Consider the following 19439-nt stretch of genomic DNA (forward strand, 5'->3'; position numbering starts at 1 on the left):
TCAGGCCGGCTCAAGCTTGCGCAAAGCTGCGCTGCCAGATGCTCCCGGGGACTGCGCCGCCATGCAGCTTGAACATTTCAGTGAAATGGCGGCGCTCCCCGCCGCGCAGCTTGATGATGGGCGCCGATAGCCTGGGAGCGCCCACCAGGCACAGCATGGGGTACAGCAAATACCATTTCCAGCGCAAGGAGTGGTGGTAGTAGTAGGCAGTGTCTTCCGCTTTGAAAAGCGCCATAGGTGCACCGCCTTGCTGGCGCAGCACCTGCTGTGCCGTGATGTGAATCAGTAGGTAATGCGGGTCTCGAATGCCTTGCTGCAAGGCTGCCCAATTGGGCAGCGCTTGCAGGCGCTGCAGATAGGCCGCGCTGCCTTCTTCGATCAGTGCACGGTGAAACTCTTTTTGCCAGGCCACAATAAAAGAAGCCCCTGGCAGCGCCCCGAATGCCCAGCTTTCAATGACGGGAAAGTGCGGGTCCTGGGTGAATTTTTCCAGGTAAAAACCGGTGAACTCGACGGCCTGTGGCAACTGCGCATGCATCCAGTCCAGCGACTGGGTCAGCAGGGTGCTGGCATCCAGCCAGAAACCGCCATGGCGTGCCACCAGGTACAAACGCATCCAGTCCGATTGCTTGGTAGGATGCAGCGCCAAAAATGACTCCGGCAGCTCTCCGCGTTGGACATAGTCGTCCACATTGCCGGGGTGCACCAGGCGAACTTCATAATCCGGGCATTGCTGTCGCCAGCTCTGTATGCATTCGCACACAAAGGCGTCGGGCTGCACCTGGTTCCAGTAAGTCCAGATGATCTTGGGAATCTCCGGTGCTTTCTGCAGCGGCTGTTCGGCACCGCCAGATACATAAGGGGCTGGCAATTCATAGCCCGCACCGCTTTGGAGGTGGTGGGGCCGCACAAGCTGCAGAACGCCTTTAAATAAGCTGGCTGGGATTCGTTTCATGGTGCCCACATTGCGATGAGGCTTGCACTGTACAGGCGCCTCTCGCTTGATTGACTGAAAAAACAGGATGCTTCGGCTGAAAGAATGCAAAACATGACATCCACTGCAGCAGTGCAAGCCCGCCCACAGCCGCTGCGATTGCTGCACTTCGTCACGGGCGGTTTTTCGGGTGCCACGCAGGTGGCGGTGGATCTGTGCCTGGCAGCGCAGCAAACGGGAAACATGGAGGTGTTGCTGGTGCTGCGCCGCAAACGCAATACCACCGACCAACGCGTGCAGCAGCTGCGGGAGCAAGGGCTGAAGGTGCAAGTGGTGTCGAACTTCTTGCACCTGTGGACCGTGTGGGAGCTGCGCAAGATCATCCGGGCCTGGAAGCCCGATGTGGTCTTTGCCCATGGCTTCAGCGACCATATCTGGGGCCGCCAGGCCGCAGTGGCGGAAGAGGTGCCCCATGTTTTCCATGTGGAGCACAACTCGCGTGAGCGCTATACCCCGCGGCGATTGAAGCAGGCGCTGGCCTTGATGCCCCATACCCAGGCCAGCATCGGTGTGTCCGAAGGTGTGCGGGAGAGTTTGGCGGAGCGGGGTTTCCCGCCAGAGAAGTGCATGGCGATCCCCAATGGCATCGATCTGGCACGTTTCCCCGAGGCGCTGCTGACTGCATCGTGGAGCGCGCGGGAGCCCGCCATTTTGATGGCCTCGCGTTTTGCACGCCAAAAAGACCATGCCACCTTGATTCGGGCCTTGGCCTTGCTGCGCGCGCAAGGCATGACGCCAAGGTTGTACCTGGCGGGTGCTGGCAGCCAGCGGCTGCGCAAGCGCGCCGAAGCGCTGGTGGACGAGCTGGGGCTGGGGACGCAAGTCCAGTTTCTGGGCAATGTGGCCGATCTGCCCCAGCGTCTGGCCCAGACCCAGGTGATGGTCTTGTCCACCCACTGGGAAGGCATGCCCCTGGCCTTGGTGGAAGGCATGGCCGCAGGCTGTGCCTGCATCGCCACGCAGGTGTCGGGCATGCAGGCCGTGGTGCGCCATGGCGTGGACGGCTTGCTGGTTCCCCATGAGGATGCCGCTGCGCTGGCAGAGGCTTTGCTGCGCGTGCTGCGGGACAGCGCGCTCGCGGCCCAACTCGGCCAGGCCGCGCGGCAGAAAGCGCTGTCTTCCTATGGCCGGGAACAGATGTGGCAGCACTACCAGGATTTGCTGCCGCATGCGGGCAGTTAAGAGCGTGCTCTAAGCCCGGGGGTAGATCAGCAGATGTCTGCTGCCTGCGGGGGCTTGGCCCGCGCATTGCCCCAGGTCAGCTGCCATTTCATGCGCAGCTTGCGCAGGCGCTGGCTGAACTGCAGCGGCCCTTCGCGCTGTTGCCAGATGCTGCTGACTTCGCTGGTGTCGTCCAGTGCAATCACCGAAGGGTGAACGCCGAAGACACGCAGCCCGTTTTCAAACCAGAAGCGCATGTCCACATCCACGGGCCGCCCGAACGGCACGCGGCTGTCCAGCATTTTTTGCGCGCCGCTGCGGCTGACCACATAGCCGGCAGCAAAGCTGGGCACGCGGCGGTAGGTGATGAGTTCCAAAACAGTGGAGGGCAGAGGGCGGCGGCTGGCGACCTTTTCCTGGGCGCGGCCAAAGAGCTTGATCAAATCCCAGCGCTCTGGAGGCAGCTGTTCAATGGCTTGCAAGGCCTGCGGCAGCGTGGGCAGCAGGCGCACATCGTCTTCAAACACCACCATAGCGGGGGCGTCGCTGGCCAGGAGCTGACGCCATGCGGCCATATGGCTGCTGTAACAACCTTTTTCGCCATTGCCCAGTGGCTTGAAATACTGCGACTGGGTGAGAGGCGCACTATGATGCCGCTCCTGTATTTCAGCGGGAAGATCGGCCCACCATACGGCGGGCAGGCGTGTGGCGGCCAAACCCATTTGCAGCATTTGGGATGCCATGCGCGCCTGGCGCTCGGTGTCCTTGGCAAGGTTGATATAGACAATAGGTAGGCTGGGCATGCAAACAAAACCGGCAGATGTGATCAAGGGCGAAACTATGTACGGAAAGAGCGTAAGCGCAGGAGTCGGCTTTTGTGCCTTCTTGCTGTTCGCTTTGGCGTTGACTGTTCCATCGGGATATTCGTATGGGGCAGTGGGGCTGGTGATTTTCTCGCTGGCTGGCGTGGGGCTGCTCCGACGTGGCGCAAGCTGTGGCGCAGGCATCGCATTAGGGGGCATTTTGCTTGCCATGGGGCTGCTCTGGGGCATGAGCTTTGATGGCTGGTGGTCCTGGACCGGCTCGGATTATTGGCCGAAATACTGGTTGGCAGCCGCTTGCTTGCCCGTGTTGGGCCTGGTGGGTGTGCCAGCAGGCAAGCTGCAATGGGGCCTGGCTGCTGGCAGCGTGGGGGCGCTGGGGGTGGCTGCCTACCAATACCTGGTGCAAGAGATGGTCAAGGCCACGGGCTTTACCAATGCCATCCAGTATGGCGATCTTGCCATGTACATGGGGCTGGCGACCTGGTGCTTTGCACTGTTCAACGGTCGTGGCTGGAAGCAGTCGTTGCTGCTGTGGCTGTATGGTGCCTGCGGTGTGCTGGCCTCGTTGTTGTCTGAAACCCGAGGGGGCTGGGTGGTGGCACCCATGCTGCTGGTGGTGATGCTGTGGGCGCTGTTCCGCAATGGCCGTGCCAAGCTGGCCTTGGCCACGGTGGTGGCCGTGGGTGTGTTGATGGCGGCCGTCCTCATTCCTTATGGAAAGAAATACGAAGAGCGGATGGAGCAAGGGCTAACGCAGTTGCACCAATATGAGACACAGCCTCAACAATTTGCAGCGACGTCGATTGGGCAGCGTTTGGAGCAATGGAGATTAGCTTGGCGCATGATTAAGGCCAAGCCTGTAGTGGGTTGGGGTACGCAAGGTGTGATCATCGGTAAGCAAGCCCTGGTTGATCAGGGCCTGGCGCATCCTTCGGTGATGAAATATGGTCATGCCCATAATGAAATCTTGGACATGTGGGTCAAACGAGGCGCGTTGGGGCTGGTCCTGCTGCTGCTGTTTTATACCATTCCGCTGACGGTTTTTTGGCCTACACGCCAGCGTTTGGCTGCGGTACTGGTCGAGGACCAAGCGGGCATAATGGCGCTGCGGATAGCCGCCTCATTGTTGCCATTGGCTTACTTTGGTTTTGGCTGGACCCAGGTTTTCTTTGCCCATAACAGCGGCAATCTGTTCTACATCTTTGCCCTGGTCAGCTTCTACGGTGGTATCAAGGCGGTGGAAGCGAGACGCATCCAAGCTGCGCAGAGCGCGTAAACACGTTCTAAGAGCGTGTTTACGATCTCCTCGCGACGCGCCAGTGTCTTTGTGGGATGGGATACAAGGCGCGATACCGCAGCAATAGCCGTGCTATTGCGAGGATTCGCAACACCGTAGACCGCCCGCAAAGCCACTGGCCCGAAGGGTTGGAGCGAAATCGGGCGATTTCTTCGCGTTGAAGCTTGCTTGCACACGGGTGCAAGCTGCGCTCCATCACTTCGAACTCCTCCCGATTGCGCTTCAACGCGCCTGCGTAGCGATCGTGAACACGCTCTTACAGCGGCAAGCGCAGCTCAAAACACGCTCCCGCCTCTCCATCGGTGCGCTCTGCGGCATGTACGCTGCCGCCGTGGCGCTCGGCGATGGAGCGCACCAGGGACAGGCCCAGGCCCACACCGCCGGAGCGTTCGCTGGCGCCGGGCAGGCGGTAGAACTTTTCAAAGATGCGTTCGCGCTGCCCGGCGGGCACGCCGGGGCCATGGTCTTGCACGCGGATCAGCGCCATATGCCCATCGCGCGCCAGGGTCAGTGTGATGTTGCCGTGGCTGTAGCGGCGGGCGTTTTCCAGCAGATTGCGCACGGCACGGCGCAGCAGCTTGGCTACGCCTTGCACTTCGAGGGCGTCGATGTCCTGCAGGTCCAGCTCGGCGTCCACGCGGGCGCATTCCTCGGCGGCTAGACCGATCAGGTCCACCGATTCGGCGGTGCCCACATCGGCCTCCTTGGTTTCCAGGCGGCTGGCCAGCAGGATTTCGTCCACCAGCTGATCGAGCTCGCTGATATTGCGCAGTATCTCGGCCTTGGCCGCTGCCGAGGGCTGGCCATTGCCCATCAGCTCCAGGCCCATGCGGATGCGTGTCAGCGGGGAACGCAGCTCGTGCGAGGCATTGGCCAGCAGCGTTTTGTGTGAGGTGACCAGGGTTTCGATGCGGCTGGCTGCGGCGTTGAACTGGCGGGCCAGATCGGCCACCTCATCGTTGCCCTTGGTGGGCACGCGCACCGACAGATCGCCTTCGCCAAAGCGTTGCACGCCGCGTTGCAGATTCTCCAGGCGTTTGAGCAGGCGGCGGATGATGGGGAACACGCCCACGGCCACGGCCACACCGACCAGGCCCAGCATCCACAAAAAGCCAAAGGGCGGGCGCAGCCAGAAGGCCGTGTAGCCGCCTGGGGGATGGTGTTCGCCCCGGCCGCCGCGCTCCCCACGTTCGCCCCGCTCACCCCGGCCCCCACCGCGTTCACCGCGGTCCGCGCGCTCGGTGCGCGGGGCCAGGTGCAGCTGCAGCAGCTCGCCATCGGGGGTCAGCACATCAAAAAGTATGCCTTCTTGCGGCGGCATGGGCGCGCGCGTGGCGTTGCCGCGTGCGATCACCTTGCCCACGCTGTCGGTCAGCACCAGTTCGCGGGCGGGTGGGTTGGCCTGGGTCTGGGCATTCAGCTCGCTGGCTTCCTTCCAGGCCCAGCCCACCAGCAGGGTCAGAATGGCCACGCCCAGCACTACGGCCAGCCAGATGCGCAAATACAGACGCCGGGAAAAAGCCTGGAACATGTGAGGTGCTCCTATAGGTGGTGCATGGCGCTGCGCTTCGCCGCAGGCCCCTCATCCCCACCCTCTCCCCAAAGGGACGAGGAAGCGGGGTCAAGCTCCCATCCCCGCCTTCCCCCGGCGGGGGAAGGAGTCATACAAGGGGCAGCCACTGGCACGGCCCAGGCCAGGGCTGCCGCGCAAGGGCCGCCCCACCGCGCTGGCAGCGTCCCCCTGCCCGCGAGCGCAGCTCGCGAAGAGCGGGGGGAAGGCGCCGCCGGCGACTCAGGGGGGTGTCCCATATCAGTCCTGTTGTTTGGCGAAGACATAACCCACACCGCGCACCGTCAGAATGCGCTTGGGGGCCTTGGGGTCGGCCTCGATGGCGGCGCGGATGCGGCCCATGTGCACGTCGATGGAGCGGTCAAACGCCTCCAGCTCGCGGCCGCGCACGGCTTCCATGATCTGGTCGCGGGTGAGCACGCGGCCGGCGCGCTCGGCCAGGGCCACCAGCAGGTCGAACTGGTAGCTGGTCAGCTCGCTGGGCTGGCCGGCCACGGCGATGGTGCGGGCATCGCGGTCGATTTCCAGCGAGCCAAAGCGCAGCACCGGTGTGGTCTGGGCTGCGGGCGTGTTTTCGTTGCCACGGCGGCGCAAGATGGCGCGGATGCGCGCCAGCAGCTCGCGTGGCTCAAAGGGCTTGGGCAGGTAGTCGTCTGCCCCCATTTCCAGGCCGATCACGCGGTCCATGGGGTCGCCCTTGGCGGTCAGCATCAGCACCGGTACCTGGGCGGCGCTGCCGGGCAGGGCACGCAGGCGGCGGCAGACCTCCAGGCCGTCCATATCGGGCAGCATCAGGTCCAGGATCACCAGGTCGGGCAGATCGGCCGGGTCGCTGGGCTGCAGCCTTTGCAGGCCGCTGCTGGCATCGGCGCAGTGGATGACGGCCAGGCTGTTCTGGCCCAGATACTCGCTGACCATCTGGGCCAGGCGGGCATCGTCTTCAATCATCAGCAGTTGGTAAGTGCTCATGGAGTGGGAGTGTATGCAGGCGCACAAAAATCTAGCTGTCCAGCATGGCAGGCTTGCGTCACCGGCGCTTGTCCTGACGGTAAAGCACAGGTAAATCACCGGCCGCGCTGCGCGGGCGATCGCGCCTGAGGCTCACCCAAGCCGGGGCCGTGCGCAAGGGCTCTGTCGCGCGGCCCGGGGGCGCTTCACCTTTTGGGGCTGAGGCGCGATGCCAGCGCCACCAGCAGCAGCACCGGCAGCCCCAGGGCGGCGGTGCTGATGAAGAACGGGGCATAGCCATGGACGTCCACAAAGGCGCCCGAAAAGCCCGCCAGCCATTTGGGGGCCAGCATCATCATGGAGCTGAACAGCGCGTATTGCGTGGCCGAGTACTGCACATTGGTCAGGCTGGACAGGTAGGCGATGAAGGCCGCCGAGGCAATGCCACTGGCCAGATTGTCGGCGCTGACCACCAGGGTCAGGCCCAGCACATCATGGCCCCGGGTGCTGAGCCAGGCAAACAGCAGATTGCTGGAGGCCGACAGCACGGCGCCCAGCATCAGCACCCGCATCACGCCGATGCGCATGGAAATCACGCCGCCGATAAAGGCGCCAAGCAGCGTCATGATGACGCCGAACACCTTGCTCACCGTGGCCACCTCGGCCTCGGTGTAGCCCATGTCCACATAAAAAGGGTTGGCCATGATGCCCATCACCACATCGCTGATGCGGTAGATGCCAATCAGCGCCAGGATCAAAAAGGCCTGCGCGCCATAGCGGCGCACAAAGTCGGCAAACGGGGCCACCAGGGCCTCCTCCAGCCATTCGATCAGATTGCGCGCCGGTGCCTGGGGCAGGGCCTTGGGTTCGGGGGACAGCAGCACGGTGAGCACGCCCACCAGCATGGAAGCCGCCATGGCGCAGTAGGCAAGGCGCCAGGCCGAAAGCTGGTAGGCCGCATCGCCGTTGTGCAGTGCCAGGGCCACCAGCCACAGCACGCCGGCGCCGGCCCAGATCATGGCCAGTCGATAGCCCGTCTGGTAGGTGGCGGCCAACGCGGCCTGGCGGTCCGCATCGGCGGATTCGATGCGGTAGGCATCCAGCGCAATGTCCTGCGTGGCCGAGCCAAAGGCCACGGCCAGCGCGCACCAGGCCATGCGTGCCAGGTCTTGCTGGGGGTCGGTAAAAGCCATGCCCAGCAAACCGCCCATCACCAGGCATTGCGCCAGCAGCAACCAGCTGCGTCGCCGTCCCAGCAGGCGCTTGAGCACTGGCAGCGGCAGCCTGTCCACCAGGGGCGCCCACACCCATTTGAAGGCATAGGCCAGGCCCACCCAGCTCATATAGCCGATGGTTGCGCGCTCCACCCCGGCCTTGCGCAGCCAGAAAGACAGCGTGCCCAGCACCAGCAGCAAGGGCAGGCCGGCCGAAAAGCCCAGGGCCAGCATGCGCAGGCTGGCCGGCTCGGCATAGACGCGTAGCGTCTGTGCCCAGCTGCGGCGCGGTGGATGGGTGGGGGCGTGGGGAGCGGAAGGCGTGGCCGGTGCGGCAGAGGAGGAAGGTTCGGACATGGGTGGGCGGCAAAAGGCTGAGGGCCATTATCCCGCGATGCCTGTTGGCCGCAGTGCGCGCTACCATGGAAGACCCGATTGCACCACCATGGCCACCACCCGCACACCCGCTATCGCTGCCGCACTGGATGCGCCCAGCAGCTCGGTGCGCCGCTACAGCGGCGAGCACCAGTCCCATGCCCACGACCACGCGCAAATCCTCTATGCGCTGCAGGGCCGCATGGAGCTGGAGCTGAACGGCCATGCCAGTTATGTGGATGCGGCCTGCGGCATGCTGATTCCCGCTGGGGCTGCCCATGGCTATCTGGCCCAGCCCGGTACCCGGGTGCAGGTGATCGATGTGCCCGCCGGCCCGGGATTGGACCGGGGTCGGCGCTTTGCCGTGCCCACCGCGCTACGCGCACCGGCATTGGCTTTGCACCCCATCAGCGCGGCGGCCCAGCTGGCCCTGGTGCTGGAGGCCCCCGGCTTGCTGCAGCGCCGTGCATTGGACCTGGCCTGGCTCACCCAGCAGGTGCAGGCCGCCTTGCATGCCGACTGGCCCACGGCCCGGCTGGCTGCGCTGTGCCACTTGAGCGTGCAGCAGTTTCATGCCCGCTTTGTGGAGCTGACAGGCCGGCCACCCCAGGCCTGGCTGCGTGGCCTGCGGCTGGACGCGGCCCAGCAGCAGCTGGCCCAGGGGCAGTTGCTGGAGACCACGGCGCTGCGCTGTGGCTACCGCAGTGCCAGTGCCCTGGCTTATGCGCTGCGGCGGGAGCGGGGGGTAGGCGCTCGCAGTTTGCGAGCGGTCACCCCCTGAGGCGCGCAGCGCCTTCCCTGGGAAGGGTAGCTTTGCAGCGATGCTCTTCTCGCTTGCATTTGAGGTTGATTCCTCTTTAAACAGGCTGCTTTATAGCGTGCAAGTGCTGGGCATCGCTCAGAGCATCTGCGCAGGCGCGGCCCAAGTCAGGGCAGCGTGCAAGGGCCGCCCCGCCGCGCTGCTGCCGTTCCCCTCCGGCGAAGCCAGAGAGGGGGAGGACGCCGCAGGCGGCACAGGGGGTGCTTCATCTCACCACCAGAGTCGCTCGATAGTTGCAAAAATGGTGCGGCGGCATCATGCGAGGCATGAAATCGTCTGTTTTTTCCGCTTCCACCCTGGGCGTGGCCCTGGTGTCGTTGGCGGGTGTGTTGTGGGGCTCCAGTGGAACGGCCCAGCATCTGGGGGCGGCCGGCTTGTCGCCGTTTTGGGTGGGGGCCGCCCAGTTGGGCGTGGCCAGTGTGTTTTTGCTGGGGTGGCTGTGGTGGTCTGTGCGCGGCCGCTCGCAGCTTCCAGTGCTGCGACCGCGCGCGGCCGGCCTGCGCTGGTCGTGGTTTGTCTGGGCCTCGGTGGGCATTGGTGGTTACAGCGTGTTCTTCTATGAAGGCCTGCGCCTGGCGGGCGTGGGTGTGGGCACGGCCGTGGCCATTGGCAGCAGCCCCATCTGGGCCGGTCTGCTGCAGGCCCTGGTGCTGCGCGCGCCGCTGTCCGCCCTGTGGTGGCTGGGTACGCTGGTCAGCGTGGCCGGGGGGGCGGCCATGGTGGCGGGCAAGGGCGGAGGCAGCAGCATCTCGTGGCATGGGTTGCTGCTGTGTTTGTTGGCGGGGCTGTCCTATGCGGGCTATGCGCTGATCAACAAGCGCCTGGTCAGCCATATGGCGCCCAAGGTGGTCAATTGCTATGTGTTCACCGGGGCGGCACTGTTGGCAGCGCCCGTGGCCTGGCTGCAGGCGGGTGCGCCGCAGTGGTCGCTGTCGGCGCTGCTGGTGGTGGTTTATCTGGGCCTGGTGGTGTCCGGTGTTGCCCATTTGTTGTTCTCCATAGGCCTGCGCCATATCTCCGGCCCTACGGGGGTGACGCTGTCCCTGGTCGAGCCCATGGCCGCTTTTTTGCTGGCGGTGTGGATCGTGGGCGAGCGCCAGCCGCTGGCGGCCTGGCTGGGCCTGCTGGCCGTGCTGGCTGGCCTGATGGTGGTGGTGGCGGCCGAGGTGCGCAGTGCCCGGCAGCGGCCGGTGGCACAAGCCATGGCCTAGCCAGCCCCTTGGGGTTTGGCGGCACAATCCGGGGCTCTTGTTGATTTCCGGAGCCCTGCTGTCTTATGCCGATCCCTCGCATTGCCCGTGATGTGGAATGGACGCCGCCACTGGCTGCGGCTTGTGACTGTCATGCGCCCCGCCGTGGCTTTCTGCAGGCCTTGGTGGCCGGGGCAGCATGGGCGGGCAGCGGCGGTGCCTGGGCACAGGTGAACGTGGGCAGTTCCTCGGGTCTGCGCAAGCTCATTCCGGCGGAAGACCTGGAACAGGCCGCCGGCCAGCAATACCAGGAGTTGCTGCAAAAAGCCAAGTCCCAGGGCGCGCTGGCTGCGACCAGCAACCCGCAGCTGCAGCGCCTGCGGGCCATTGCCCAGCGCCTGATTCCCTATGCCGCACAGTGGAACCCGCGTGCCGCGCAGTGGCGCTGGGAGGTGAACCTGATTGGCAGCAAGGAAATCAACGCCTTTTGCATGCCCGGCGGCAAGATCGCCTTCTACACCGCCATTCTGGAAAAACTCCAGCTCAACGATGACGAGGTGGCCATGATCATGGGCCACGAAATGGCCCATGCGCTGCGTGAGCATTCGCGCGAGCAGATGGCCAAGAACTCGGCCACCAATATCGGCCTGTCGCTGGGTGCGCAGCTGCTGGGTCTGGGTGATCTGGGCAATCTGGCCGCCAAGATGGGCAGCCAGCTGCTGAGCCTGCGCTTCAGCCGCAGCGACGAGAGCGAGGCCGATCTGGTCGGCCTGGAGCTGGCCGCGCGCGCCGGCTACAACCCCCAGGCCGGAGTGACGCTGTGGCGCAAGATGGGGGAGGCCACGGGGGAGGGTGGTGTGGGTTTTCTCTCCACCCATCCCACGGGGCCGGATCGCATACGCGAACTGGAGCGCAATATTCCGCGTGTGCAAGGCTTGTATGAGGCATCGCGGAAGCGATGACACCCCCCTGAGTCGCCTTTGGCGCCTTCCCCCCGCTCTTCGCTAGCTTCGCTCGCGGGCAGGGGGACGCTGCCAGCGCGGCGGGGCGGCCCTTGCGCGGCAGCCCTGACATGGGCAGCACCAGTTTTACGCGCCGTGTCCTGGGCTTACTCCCTTGCCCCTTCGGGGAGAGGGTGGGGTGAGGGGCTGTCGGCCGGAGCGGGCCTGGGTTTGTATTGGGCATTGAATTCCTCCCCACAACGGTCAGACAGCGGTTGAGGCGCGACGCGTGCCCGCTGACAGTACTGGCGTACGGCAAGGGCACGCAACAAAGCATCAAGCGCTGTATGGCCGCCTCCAAACAAGGCGGCCATACAGCGATGAAGTCTGTTTACAGCAGTTGCAGTCCGCCGGCGATGGTGGTGGAGAGCAGGGCCGCGCTGGCGCGCAAGGCCTCGGTCTCGGTCTCGTTCATGGAAGGCATGAACGGGGCAGAGGCGCCGCGTGCGCTGATCAGGTGGGGCAGGGAGACGCAGGTGTCGCGCACGCCCAGCAGCTCGGGCATGCAGGTGGAGACGGCAAACACCGACTGCTCATCGGCCACGATGGCCTTGACCAGGCGGGCAATGCAGCCACCGATGCCGAAGTTGGACACGCCCTTGCCTTCCTTGATGCGGTAGGCCGAGGTGCGCACGTCTTCCGCAATCTGCAGCTGCATGGCGGCATCGATGGGGCGACCCAGCTGTGCGGCAAAGTCCGTCACCGGCATGCCGGCCACCCAGGCGCTGCTCCAGTTGGGCACGGACGAGTCGCCATGCTCACCCAGCACATAGGCGTGGATGGCGGGGGGCGCCACGCCCAGGTAGTCGGCCAGCCGGTCGCGGAAGCGGATGGAGTCCAGCGAGCAGCCCGTGCCGATGGCCCGGCCCGGCGGCAGGCCGTAGCGGTGCACAGCGATGGCGGGCATGACGTCCACCGGGTTGGTGGCGAACAGCAGCACGGCGTCAGGCGCCACCTTCAGCACCTGGCCGATGATGGTGTCCGTCATCTTCAGGTTTTGCTGCAGCAGCTCCAGCCGGGTCTGGCCGGGTTTGAGGCTGGCGCCGGCGGTGATGACCACCACCGAGGCGCCTGCCAGGTCGGCGTAATCGCCTTCGCTGACGCGGGCAGCCGTGCCAAAGGCAGCGGCGTGGCCGATGTCGGCGGCCTCACCGGCCGCGCGGGCAGCGTTCTGGTCCACCAGGGTGATCTGGCTGATGCCGGGCGTAGCCGACAGCAAGTAACCCGCTGCGGCGCCGACCTGGCCGGCGCCAATGATGCCAATATGCGCGCCCATTTACAGCACTCCCATCCAAGGCCACAACGTGGAGGACAACAACAAGATCAGGCCCAGACCGGCCAGCGTGACCACAATGCCCACCTTGGCGAACTGCGCGGTGCTGAAGGCATTGGTGCCGTAGCACAGCATGTTCTGCGGAGCGTTGGTGGGCAGGATGAAGCCAAACGACACCACAAAGCTCTGGATCATGACGATGCCGAAAGCGGTTTCGGTGCTGACGGGCAGGGTCTGGGTGAACGCGATCATGATGGGGATCAGCGTGCTGGCCAGGCCGGTGGCCGAGGCAAAGCCCAAGTGCAGCACGATGCTGAACACCGACAGCGCACCAATCACGGCCACCACGGGCAGCACGGACAGGCCCATCTGGCCCAGCGTTTGCTGTGCCAGCCAGCCGGCAGCGCCGGTCTTGGACAGCAGATTACCCAGGGAGATGGAGGCGGCAAACAGCACGATCGTGCCCCAGGGCACCAGCTTTTCGGCCTGCGACCAGTGCATCACACCGATCTTGGGCATCAGCAGCAGGGCAATACCGATCTGGGTGGTGGTGGTGGTGTCGAAGGGATGCAGCATGCCTTCGGTGGACCACATCACCAGCAGCAGGGCCGCCACGGCGATCAGGCGCTTTTCGGGACCGGTCACCGGGCCCAGCTCGGCCAGTTGCTGGCGCAGCTTGCCGACCATGTCTTCACCGGCGGGCACTTGGGGACGGAGAATCCACAGTGCTGCAAAAAACAGCACCACGCTCATGCCCAGGGTGAAGGGCAGGGCGGTGATGAACCACTGGCCCCAGGTCACGTTGTGGCCAAAGGCTTCCTGCATGAAGTTCAGGCTGATGATGTTCTGCGCAGCACCGGTCTTGATGGCCATGTTGAAGATGGAGCAGGCGCTGGCCGTCACGATCATCAAGGTGGCGCCCAGCGAGCTGTTCACCGCCAGACCCAGGGCGGCAGTGATACCGATCATGATGGGGATCACCGCACCCACGCGGGCCGTGGCCGACGGGATGAACAGGGCCAGCACAAAGCCGACGATCATCGCGCCCAGCACCAGGCGGGCAGGCGAGACGCCGATCTTGCTCATCACGATCAACGCGATGCGCTTGTCCAGCCCCGTGTGCTTGAGTGCCACGGCCAGGAACAGCGCGGCGGCCACCAGCAGCACGGCGGTGGAGGAGAAGCCGCTGAGCATGGTGGTCAGGGCGGCCGAGGAGTTCATGACCTTGCCGCCCTCGGTGAGGGAGGTGCCCATCAGCCCCAGCACGGCGGCGCCGGTCAGCACCACGGCGCTGTTGGCAGGGGAGACGCATTCGCTGATCCACAGCACCACCACCAGGACCAGCAGGCCCAGGGCCACCTGACCCGAGTCGGTCAGTCCGGCAGGTTGGGGCAGGGCCAGCACGATGCCATACAGCACCAGGCCTAGAAGAAGGTAAGCAAGTTTTTTATTGGAATCAGGCTCCGGTTTGGAGGTGATCGGCCCGGTTTCAGGTGCGGATGTAGACGCCATAGGTGCTCCTCGCAAGAGTGAAAATCGCCACACGGATGCAACGATGCTAGTTCTTGCGCGCACTGCCTTACGTCAGATAAAGGATGCTTTTCCTTACAAAATTGATGCATATCAAGCAATATGTCGCCGACGGGACACATGCTGTAACACCGGGCGCCCGGGACGCCGTCGCTCAGGTGTTCCCCACGTAGGGATTGGTGGCGCGCTCGCGGCCAAAGCTGCTTTCCGGGCCGTGACCGGGGATGAACACCGTCGCATCGCCCATGGGCCACAGGCGCTGGGTGATGGAGTCGATCAGCTGCTGGTGGTTGCCCTGGGGAAAGTCGGTGCGGCCTATGCTGCCGGCAAACAGCACATCACCCACAAAGCAGCGCTCAATCTGCGGCGCGTGAAACACCACATGGCCGGGTGTGTGGCCGGGGCAGTGGCGCACGGCCAGTGTTTCCTGGCCGATGCTCACGCTGTCGCCATCCGCCAGCCAGCGCGTGGGCACAAAGGGGCGCGATGGCGGAAAGCCGAACATGGCACCCTGCTGGGGCAGGCCATCAATCCAGAACTGGTCGCCCGGATGGGGGCCGATGATGGGCAGGCCCAACTGCTCGGCCAGATCGGCCGTGCCGCCCGCATGGTCGATGTGGGCGTGGGTGATCCAGATGGCCTTGAGCTGCAACTCCAGCCGCTCCACCTCCCACAAAATGGTCTCCAGATCGCCGCCGGGGTCGATGACGGCGGCGTCCCGGGTCTGGTCACACCACACCAAAGAGCAGTTTTGCTGGAAGGCAGTGACGGGGATGGTGTGGTAGGCAAGCATGGCGTGGGAAGTGTTCTGAGAGGTTCTGAGAAAAGCAAGGCCGATTGTGGCCCAGCATGCAAAAAGCCTCTGTACCTGACGATACAGAGGCTTTGTCACCAACCCATGGTGTCGCCCGTAAAGGGGGCTCGAAACTGGCACGCTCTCAGTCAAAGACAGCGAGCAAGGATCTACGCTGGCCCAGCATGCAAAAAAGCCCCTGCACCTGACGGTACAGAGGCTTTGTCACCAACCCATGGTGTCGCCCGTAAAGGGGGCTCGAAACTGGCACAGGCCCATGTCAGGGCTCCGCGCAAGGGCCGCCCCGCCGCGCTGGTGCCGTCCCCCTCCGGCGCAGCCAGAGAGGGGGAAGACGCGCAGCGGCTCAGGGTGCTTTAGATCAACTTCAACGCACCCTTCATGATGCTGTAGTGGCCGGGGAAGGAGCAGAAGAAGCTGTAGTCGGTGCCGGCCTTGAGCTTGGCCACATCGATGTCGAAGGTGGTGGACTCGCCGCCGCCAATCATCTTGCTGTGGGCGATCACGCGGGCGTCGCCGGCCTTCACGTAGTCAGCAGCGGCCGTGGCCTTCATGCCGTCGGCTGCCACGGCAGCCATGTCGGCGGTGCTGGACACCACGATGTTGTGGCCCATGGAAGTCTTGGGCATCTTGCCCACGTGCTTCAGCGTCACGGTGAACTTCTTGCAGGACTTGGGCACGTCGATGCTCTTGGTGTTGAACTGCATCGCGTCGTTGGATTCCACGGTCAGCGCGCAGTCGGCGGCCATGGCGGGGGCGGCAATAGCACCAGCGGCGCACAGGGCCACAGTCATCAGAATCTTCTTCATGTGCGGAAACTCCTTCACAAAATCAAAAAACGAATCGGGGAATGCCGGACGGCAGACCACGTGCATTCTGTTTCAGAATTTTCTGAAAATTCGGCCCAATCAGAATGGGTACAGCTGTCAACGACGAGGGCAATACCGCCGCAGGCTTGCCAAACCCCGGCTTCTGTGGGCGTGATTTCGGGTCATGCGGACGCCGCGCTGTGTGCTGGAACTTCTTTTGAATTCAACGGCTTGCGACTCTCTGGCATGCGGCGGCGGAGCGCCAGGCTGTGAGGCACGGCAGCCTGGCGGGCGGTGGCAGGCATGGCAGCCGCTGGCGCAGCGCACCAAAGCTTGTGTTGTATCAAGCTTTGCGCACGGACAGACGGTGCAATAAAGGGGTTTTGCTATTTATAAAAGAGCAATATATGCGTATGGAAAGCCAATCTCAGCCGTTTTTCAGGCGGAGATTGGCGTCTTGCAAGCGATGGTTGCTCTGATTTTTGCGAATGCCGGCATGCGGCATCTGCGGGACCTAGCACTCAACCTAGTGTGAGGTCGTAAGCAATGGTGATGGGGGCGTGGTCCGAGAACTTCTCGCCCTTGTAGATGGACTCCTGGCGGGCCAGTGCGGCCAGTGCCGGCGTGGCCAGGTGGTAGTCCAGGCGCCATCCCACATTGTTGGCATAGGCCTGGCCGCGGTTGCTCCACCATGTGTAGCAGGCGTCGGTGGTGTCCGGCTGCAGCTGGCGGTAGACGTCGACGATGCCGCCCGTGGGCGCTACGGGGTCCAGGGCCATGTCCATCCAGGCGCGCTCTTCGGGGGTGAAACCGCTGTTCTTCTGGTTGCCGCGCCAGTTCTTCAGGTCTTCCTTGCGGTGGGCAATGTTGATGTCGCCGCATAGGATGAACTCGCGCTCGCCCTTCATGCGCATCAGGTGGGCATGCATCTCGGCCAGAAAGCGGAACTTGGCGCCCTGGCGCTCCTCGCCCGAGCTGCCGCTGGGGAAATAGGCGCTGATGATGGACAGCTTGCGCGCCGGCGTGTCAAAGCGCGCCTCCACATAGCGGCCCTCGGGGTCGAACTCGGCCGAACCCAGGCCCACGATCACATCCGACGGTGCATGGCGGGTGTACACCCCCACGCCCGAATAGCCTTTTTTCTCGGCAAAGTGGAAGTAGCCGGTCAGGCCGGCCAACTGCTCGAAGCGGCCCTGAATATCTGCAGCCTGCGCCTTGATTTCCTGTACGCAAATACAATCCGGGCCGGTCGCCGCAACCCAGGCTTCCACTCCTTTGGATGTGGCGGAACGGATGCCGTTGAGGTTGAGGCTGGTTAATTTGAACAAGGAAGAGTCCATGGTAGTCAATGGCGCACAGCAACAGGATCAAGATCGTCTGGCACAGGAATTTGTGCAGTTTGCCGTGGACGCAGGCGTGCTGCGCTTTGGTGAGTTCAAGACCAAGGCCGGGCGCATGAGCCCGTACTTCTTCAACGCTGGTCTGTTCGATGACGGCGCCAAGATGGGGCGCCTGGCGGAATTCTATGCAAAAGCCATTATGGCCAGCGGCATGGAGTTCGACATGGTCTTTGGCCCGGCCTACAAGGGCATTCCGCTGGCTGCCACCGTGGCCGTGGAACTGGCCCGCCTGGGCCGCAACGTCCCCTTTGCCTACAACCGCAAGGAAGCCAAGGACCACGGCGAAGGCGGTACCCTGGTGGGCGCCCCGCTCAAGGGCCGCGTGCTGATCATCGATGACGTGATGAGCGCTGGGACTGCGGCCCGTGAATCCATTGCCTTGATCCGCGCTGCCGGTGCCACCCCCCATGCCGTGGCGATTGCCCTGGACCGCCAGGAAAAGGCCACGGAAAACGGCCAGGACGTGGACCACAGCGCCGTGCAATATGTGCGCAACCAATTGGGGCTGCAGGTGGCCACCATCGCCACCCTGGCCGATTTGCTGCAATACCTGCAGGCCCAGGGCGCGGGTGGCGAGATGCAGCAACACCACGAGCGCGTGCTGGCCTATCGCCAGCGTTATGGGGTGGACGACAAGGCCTGAGCCTTTCTCTCTGAGCCCTACATCCTCGGTATCACTCCCTCGCCCGCCTGCGGGAGAGGGTAGGGATGAGGGCCGGTTTGCCGCGCTGGCTGCAGCGCAATTAATCCCTTGGCTGCCGCGGCGCGGCCTGCTTCATAAAGCGTAGCGCCCAGCACACGGCCAGGGCCGCAGCCCAGGCCACTGCGGCGATGAACAAGGGCAGCGACCACAGTGAGGCGCCGTGCACGGCCATTTGCCAGGCCGGGTCGCTGGCCTGCAGCCAGGGGCGGTAGCCGGCCCACAGCCCATAAACCAGCCACAGCAAAGCGGCCACGGTATAGCCCAGCGCAAAGCGCTGGGCACTGGGGGCCTGGGTATGTGTGGGGGGCAGCTGGCGCCGGGCGCGCCAGACGCGAACAATGCCTGCAGCCACCAGCAGCGCGGCGGCCAGCATCGACAGGGCCAGCGGGCCCCAGAAATCCTGCAATGCATTCATGGGGCTGGACGATAGCGCATGGCGCGCCTTCGCCCCCGCTCTCGCCCGCTTCAGGCCGGTGTGGCCTGGTGGTGGTCGCTGGTGATGCGTGCCACCAAAGCGGCCAGCACCTGGTCCGCTTCCTCGCAGGACACCTGGCAGGTGCCTGCAGCCAGGTGGCCACCGCCGCCGTATTCCAGCATCAGCTCGCCCACATTGGTGGTGCAGCCACGGTCCAGAATCGACTTGCCCGTGGCCAGCACGGTGTTGGCCTTGCCCCGGCCCCACATGACGTGGATGGAAATATTGCACTGCGGGTACAGCGCATAGACCATGAAGCGGTTGGTGGCCCAGATGGGCTCTTCATCGCGCAGGTCCAGCACCACCAGGTTGTCGTGCACGGTGGCGCAGCGCTGGATTTGCGCCTTGGCGCGCTCCGTCTGCTCAAAATACAGCGTCACGCGCTCTTGCACATCGGGCAGTTGCAGCACCTGTGACACCGGCAGGTCGCGGCAATGCTGGATCAGCTCCATCATCAGCGCGTAGTTGCTGAGGCGGAACTCGCGAAAGCGGCCCAGGCCGGTGCGGGCATCCATCAGATAGTTCAGCAGCGTCCAGCCCTGCGGGTCGAGGATGTCCTCCAGCGCGTACTGGGCCGAGTCGGCCTTGTCCACGGCCTCCATCAGCTCATCGGTGATGGAGGGGAAGCGCGCCTTGCCGCCGTAGTGCTTGTAGACCACGCGGGCGGCCGAGGGCGCATGCGGGTCGATGATGTAGTTGCCCAGGAAGGCGCGGTTGCGCACCACTTCCGAGGCATGGTGGTCAAACACCAGATGGGCGCCCGGCACAAAAGGCAGGTTGGTGGTGATGTCGTTGCGCGTGATGCGCACCTTGCCATCTTGCATGTCCTTGGGATGGACAAAGGTGATCTCGTCAATCATGTCCAGCTCTTTGAAGAGCATGGCGCAGACAAGACCATCGAAATCGCTGCGGGTGACGAGGCGGTATTTCTGGCTCATGGAAATCGGCGTAGGAAAAGAGGCGGATCGCACGGATGCGGCAAGCGCATGCGTGCCGGTCAGACGCATTTCGTCACATGATAGCGGCGCTCTCTGGGCGCCACCA

At 64.1% G+C, this 19439-nt stretch carries 18 protein-coding genes; 6 read left to right on the forward strand and 12 right to left on the reverse strand.

Annotation, left to right across the window (positions count from 1 at the left end):
• Nucleotides 1-10 precede the first annotated feature (10 nt).
• Nucleotides 11-955 carry a glycosyltransferase family 32 protein gene (locus ACA027_RS01245; protein WP_370680607.1) on the reverse strand — a complete coding sequence of 315 codons (945 nt, stop codon included), beginning with the start codon at nucleotides 953-955 and terminating at the stop codon, nucleotides 11-13.
• A gap of 84 nt (nucleotides 956-1039) precedes the next feature.
• Here ACA027_RS01245 and ACA027_RS01250 point away from each other — a divergent pair, with 84 nt between their 5' ends.
• Entirely contained in the window at nucleotides 1040-2176 is a 1137-nt protein-coding gene (locus tag ACA027_RS01250; RefSeq protein WP_370680608.1) for a glycosyltransferase, read from the forward strand.
• Between the two features lie 26 nt (nucleotides 2177-2202).
• Here the strand turns inward: ACA027_RS01250 and ACA027_RS01255 are convergent, their stop codons facing one another.
• A complete protein-coding gene (locus ACA027_RS01255) occupies nucleotides 2203-2958 on the reverse strand; it encodes a glycosyltransferase family 25 protein (RefSeq protein ID WP_370680609.1) in 756 nt (251 codons plus the stop codon).
• On the opposite strand from ACA027_RS01255, the gene ACA027_RS01260 reads away from it, so the two are divergent.
• Nucleotides 2957-4255: an O-antigen ligase family protein gene (locus ACA027_RS01260; RefSeq protein WP_370680610.1), complete on the forward strand. Its 1299-nt coding sequence runs from the start codon at nucleotides 2957-2959 to the stop codon at nucleotides 4253-4255. The genes ACA027_RS01255 and ACA027_RS01260 overlap by 2 nt on opposite strands.
• A 277-nt stretch (nucleotides 4256-4532) precedes the next feature.
• On the opposite strand, the gene ACA027_RS01265 is transcribed toward ACA027_RS01260, so the two are convergent.
• The 3 genes from ACA027_RS01265 to ACA027_RS01275 all read right to left on the reverse strand — a co-directional run bounded on the left by ACA027_RS01265 (nucleotide 4533) and on the right by ACA027_RS01275 (nucleotide 8365).
• The gene (locus ACA027_RS01265) at nucleotides 4533-5807 is read right to left on the reverse strand and encodes an ATP-binding protein (RefSeq protein ID WP_370680611.1); all 1275 of its coding nucleotides are present in this window, start codon (nucleotides 5805-5807) and stop codon (nucleotides 4533-4535) included.
• Between the two features lie 279 nt (nucleotides 5808-6086).
• Nucleotides 6087-6815 carry a response regulator gene (locus ACA027_RS01270; protein ID WP_370680612.1) on the reverse strand — a complete coding sequence of 243 codons (729 nt, stop codon included), beginning with the start codon at nucleotides 6813-6815 and terminating at the stop codon, nucleotides 6087-6089.
• A 185-nt stretch (nucleotides 6816-7000) separates the two neighbouring features.
• On the reverse strand, nucleotides 7001-8365 hold the full coding sequence (locus ACA027_RS01275) for an AmpG family muropeptide MFS transporter (protein ID WP_370680613.1): 1365 nt from the start codon (nucleotides 8363-8365) through the stop codon (nucleotides 7001-7003).
• An 88-nt stretch (nucleotides 8366-8453) separates the two neighbouring features.
• Here ACA027_RS01275 and ACA027_RS01280 point away from each other — a divergent pair, with 88 nt between their 5' ends.
• From ACA027_RS01280 to ACA027_RS01290, 3 genes are all read left to right on the forward strand, one after another.
• Complete coding sequence (locus tag ACA027_RS01280) at nucleotides 8454-9164, forward strand: helix-turn-helix domain-containing protein (RefSeq protein WP_370680614.1); 711 nt, start codon at nucleotides 8454-8456, stop codon at nucleotides 9162-9164.
• A gap of 305 nt (nucleotides 9165-9469) precedes the next feature.
• Nucleotides 9470-10414, forward strand: coding sequence for a DMT family transporter (locus ACA027_RS01285; RefSeq protein ID WP_370680615.1), 945 nt, complete (start codon nucleotides 9470-9472; stop codon nucleotides 10412-10414).
• Between the two features lie 65 nt (nucleotides 10415-10479).
• On the forward strand, nucleotides 10480-11355 hold the full coding sequence (locus ACA027_RS01290) for a M48 family metallopeptidase (protein WP_370680616.1): 876 nt from the start codon (nucleotides 10480-10482) through the stop codon (nucleotides 11353-11355).
• Between the two features lie 370 nt (nucleotides 11356-11725).
• Here the strand turns inward: ACA027_RS01290 and ACA027_RS01295 are convergent, their stop codons facing one another.
• The 5 genes from ACA027_RS01295 to ACA027_RS01315 form a co-directional block, all read right to left on the reverse strand.
• Nucleotides 11726-12670: an L-lactate dehydrogenase gene (locus tag ACA027_RS01295; RefSeq protein ID WP_370680617.1), complete on the reverse strand. Its 945-nt coding sequence runs from the start codon at nucleotides 12668-12670 to the stop codon at nucleotides 11726-11728.
• Nucleotides 12671-14179 carry a DASS family sodium-coupled anion symporter gene (locus tag ACA027_RS01300; protein WP_370680618.1) on the reverse strand — a complete coding sequence of 503 codons (1509 nt, stop codon included), beginning with the start codon at nucleotides 14177-14179 and terminating at the stop codon, nucleotides 12671-12673.
• A gap of 172 nt (nucleotides 14180-14351) precedes the next feature.
• The gene (locus ACA027_RS01305; protein WP_370680619.1) at nucleotides 14352-14990 is read right to left on the reverse strand and encodes an MBL fold metallo-hydrolase; all 639 of its coding nucleotides are present in this window, start codon (nucleotides 14988-14990) and stop codon (nucleotides 14352-14354) included.
• A 374-nt stretch (nucleotides 14991-15364) separates the two neighbouring features.
• Nucleotides 15365-15817 (reverse strand): azurin, encoded by a 453-nt coding sequence (gene azu / locus ACA027_RS01310; protein WP_370680620.1) that lies wholly within the window; start codon nucleotides 15815-15817, stop codon nucleotides 15365-15367.
• 521 nt (nucleotides 15818-16338) lie between these two features.
• Nucleotides 16339-17145, reverse strand: coding sequence for an exodeoxyribonuclease III (locus ACA027_RS01315; RefSeq protein ID WP_370682484.1), 807 nt, complete (start codon nucleotides 17143-17145; stop codon nucleotides 16339-16341).
• A 10-nt stretch (nucleotides 17146-17155) separates the two neighbouring features.
• Between ACA027_RS01315 and pyrE the strand changes: the two genes are divergently transcribed.
• Nucleotides 17156-17860, forward strand: a complete 705-nt coding sequence (gene pyrE, locus ACA027_RS01320; protein WP_370680621.1) for an orotate phosphoribosyltransferase — start codon at nucleotides 17156-17158, stop codon at nucleotides 17858-17860.
• A 100-nt stretch (nucleotides 17861-17960) separates the two neighbouring features.
• On the opposite strand, the gene ACA027_RS01325 is transcribed toward pyrE, so the two are convergent.
• Together ACA027_RS01325 and ACA027_RS01330 are read right to left on the reverse strand one after the other, a co-directional pair.
• Nucleotides 17961-18335: a hypothetical protein gene (locus ACA027_RS01325; RefSeq protein WP_370680622.1), complete on the reverse strand. Its 375-nt coding sequence runs from the start codon at nucleotides 18333-18335 to the stop codon at nucleotides 17961-17963.
• Nucleotides 18336-18385: 50 nt separating this feature from the next.
• Nucleotides 18386-19333 (reverse strand): exopolyphosphatase, encoded by a 948-nt coding sequence (locus tag ACA027_RS01330; protein WP_370680623.1) that lies wholly within the window; start codon nucleotides 19331-19333, stop codon nucleotides 18386-18388.
• Nucleotides 19334-19439: the final 106 nt, after the last annotated feature.

Origin of the sequence: Comamonas sp. GB3 AK4-5 (genome assembly GCF_041320665.1) — a bacterium.
Lineage (GTDB): Bacteria > Pseudomonadota > Gammaproteobacteria > Burkholderiales > Burkholderiaceae_C > Comamonas.

Bases quoted from the DNA above. Each gene is read 5' to 3' on its own strand.
- ACA027_RS01290 (WP_370680616.1), top strand. From the start codon at position 10,480: ATGCCGATCCCTCGCATTGCCCGTGATGTGGAATGGACGCCGCCACTG.
- ACA027_RS01325 (WP_370680622.1), bottom strand. From the start codon at position 18,335: ATGAATGCATTGCAGGATTTCTGGGGCCCGCTGGCCCTGTCGATGCTG.
- ACA027_RS01300 (WP_370680618.1), bottom strand. From the start codon at position 14,179: ATGGCGTCTACATCCGCACCTGAAACCGGGCCGATCACCTCCAAACCG.
- ACA027_RS01250 (WP_370680608.1), top strand. From the start codon at position 1,040: ATGCAAAACATGACATCCACTGCAGCAGTGCAAGCCCGCCCACAGCCG.
- ACA027_RS01270 (WP_370680612.1), bottom strand. From the start codon at position 6,815: ATGAGCACTTACCAACTGCTGATGATTGAAGACGATGCCCGCCTGGCC.
- ACA027_RS01245 (WP_370680607.1), bottom strand. From the start codon at position 955: ATGAAACGAATCCCAGCCAGCTTATTTAAAGGCGTTCTGCAGCTTGTG.
- ACA027_RS01275 (WP_370680613.1), bottom strand. From the start codon at position 8,365: ATGTCCGAACCTTCCTCCTCTGCCGCACCGGCCACGCCTTCCGCTCCC.
- ACA027_RS01280 (WP_370680614.1), top strand. From the start codon at position 8,454: ATGGCCACCACCCGCACACCCGCTATCGCTGCCGCACTGGATGCGCCC.
- ACA027_RS01305 (WP_370680619.1), bottom strand. From the start codon at position 14,990: ATGCTTGCCTACCACACCATCCCCGTCACTGCCTTCCAGCAAAACTGC.
- ACA027_RS01260 (WP_370680610.1), top strand. From the start codon at position 2,957: ATGCAAACAAAACCGGCAGATGTGATCAAGGGCGAAACTATGTACGGA.
- pyrE (WP_370680621.1), top strand. From the start codon at position 17,156: ATGGTAGTCAATGGCGCACAGCAACAGGATCAAGATCGTCTGGCACAG.
- ACA027_RS01330 (WP_370680623.1), bottom strand. From the start codon at position 19,333: ATGAGCCAGAAATACCGCCTCGTCACCCGCAGCGATTTCGATGGTCTT.
- ACA027_RS01285 (WP_370680615.1), top strand. From the start codon at position 9,470: ATGAAATCGTCTGTTTTTTCCGCTTCCACCCTGGGCGTGGCCCTGGTG.
- ACA027_RS01265 (WP_370680611.1), bottom strand. From the start codon at position 5,807: ATGTTCCAGGCTTTTTCCCGGCGTCTGTATTTGCGCATCTGGCTGGCC.
- ACA027_RS01255 (WP_370680609.1), bottom strand. From the start codon at position 2,958: ATGCCCAGCCTACCTATTGTCTATATCAACCTTGCCAAGGACACCGAG.
- ACA027_RS01295 (WP_370680617.1), bottom strand. From the start codon at position 12,670: ATGGGCGCGCATATTGGCATCATTGGCGCCGGCCAGGTCGGCGCCGCA.
- azu (WP_370680620.1), bottom strand. From the start codon at position 15,817: ATGAAGAAGATTCTGATGACTGTGGCCCTGTGCGCCGCTGGTGCTATT.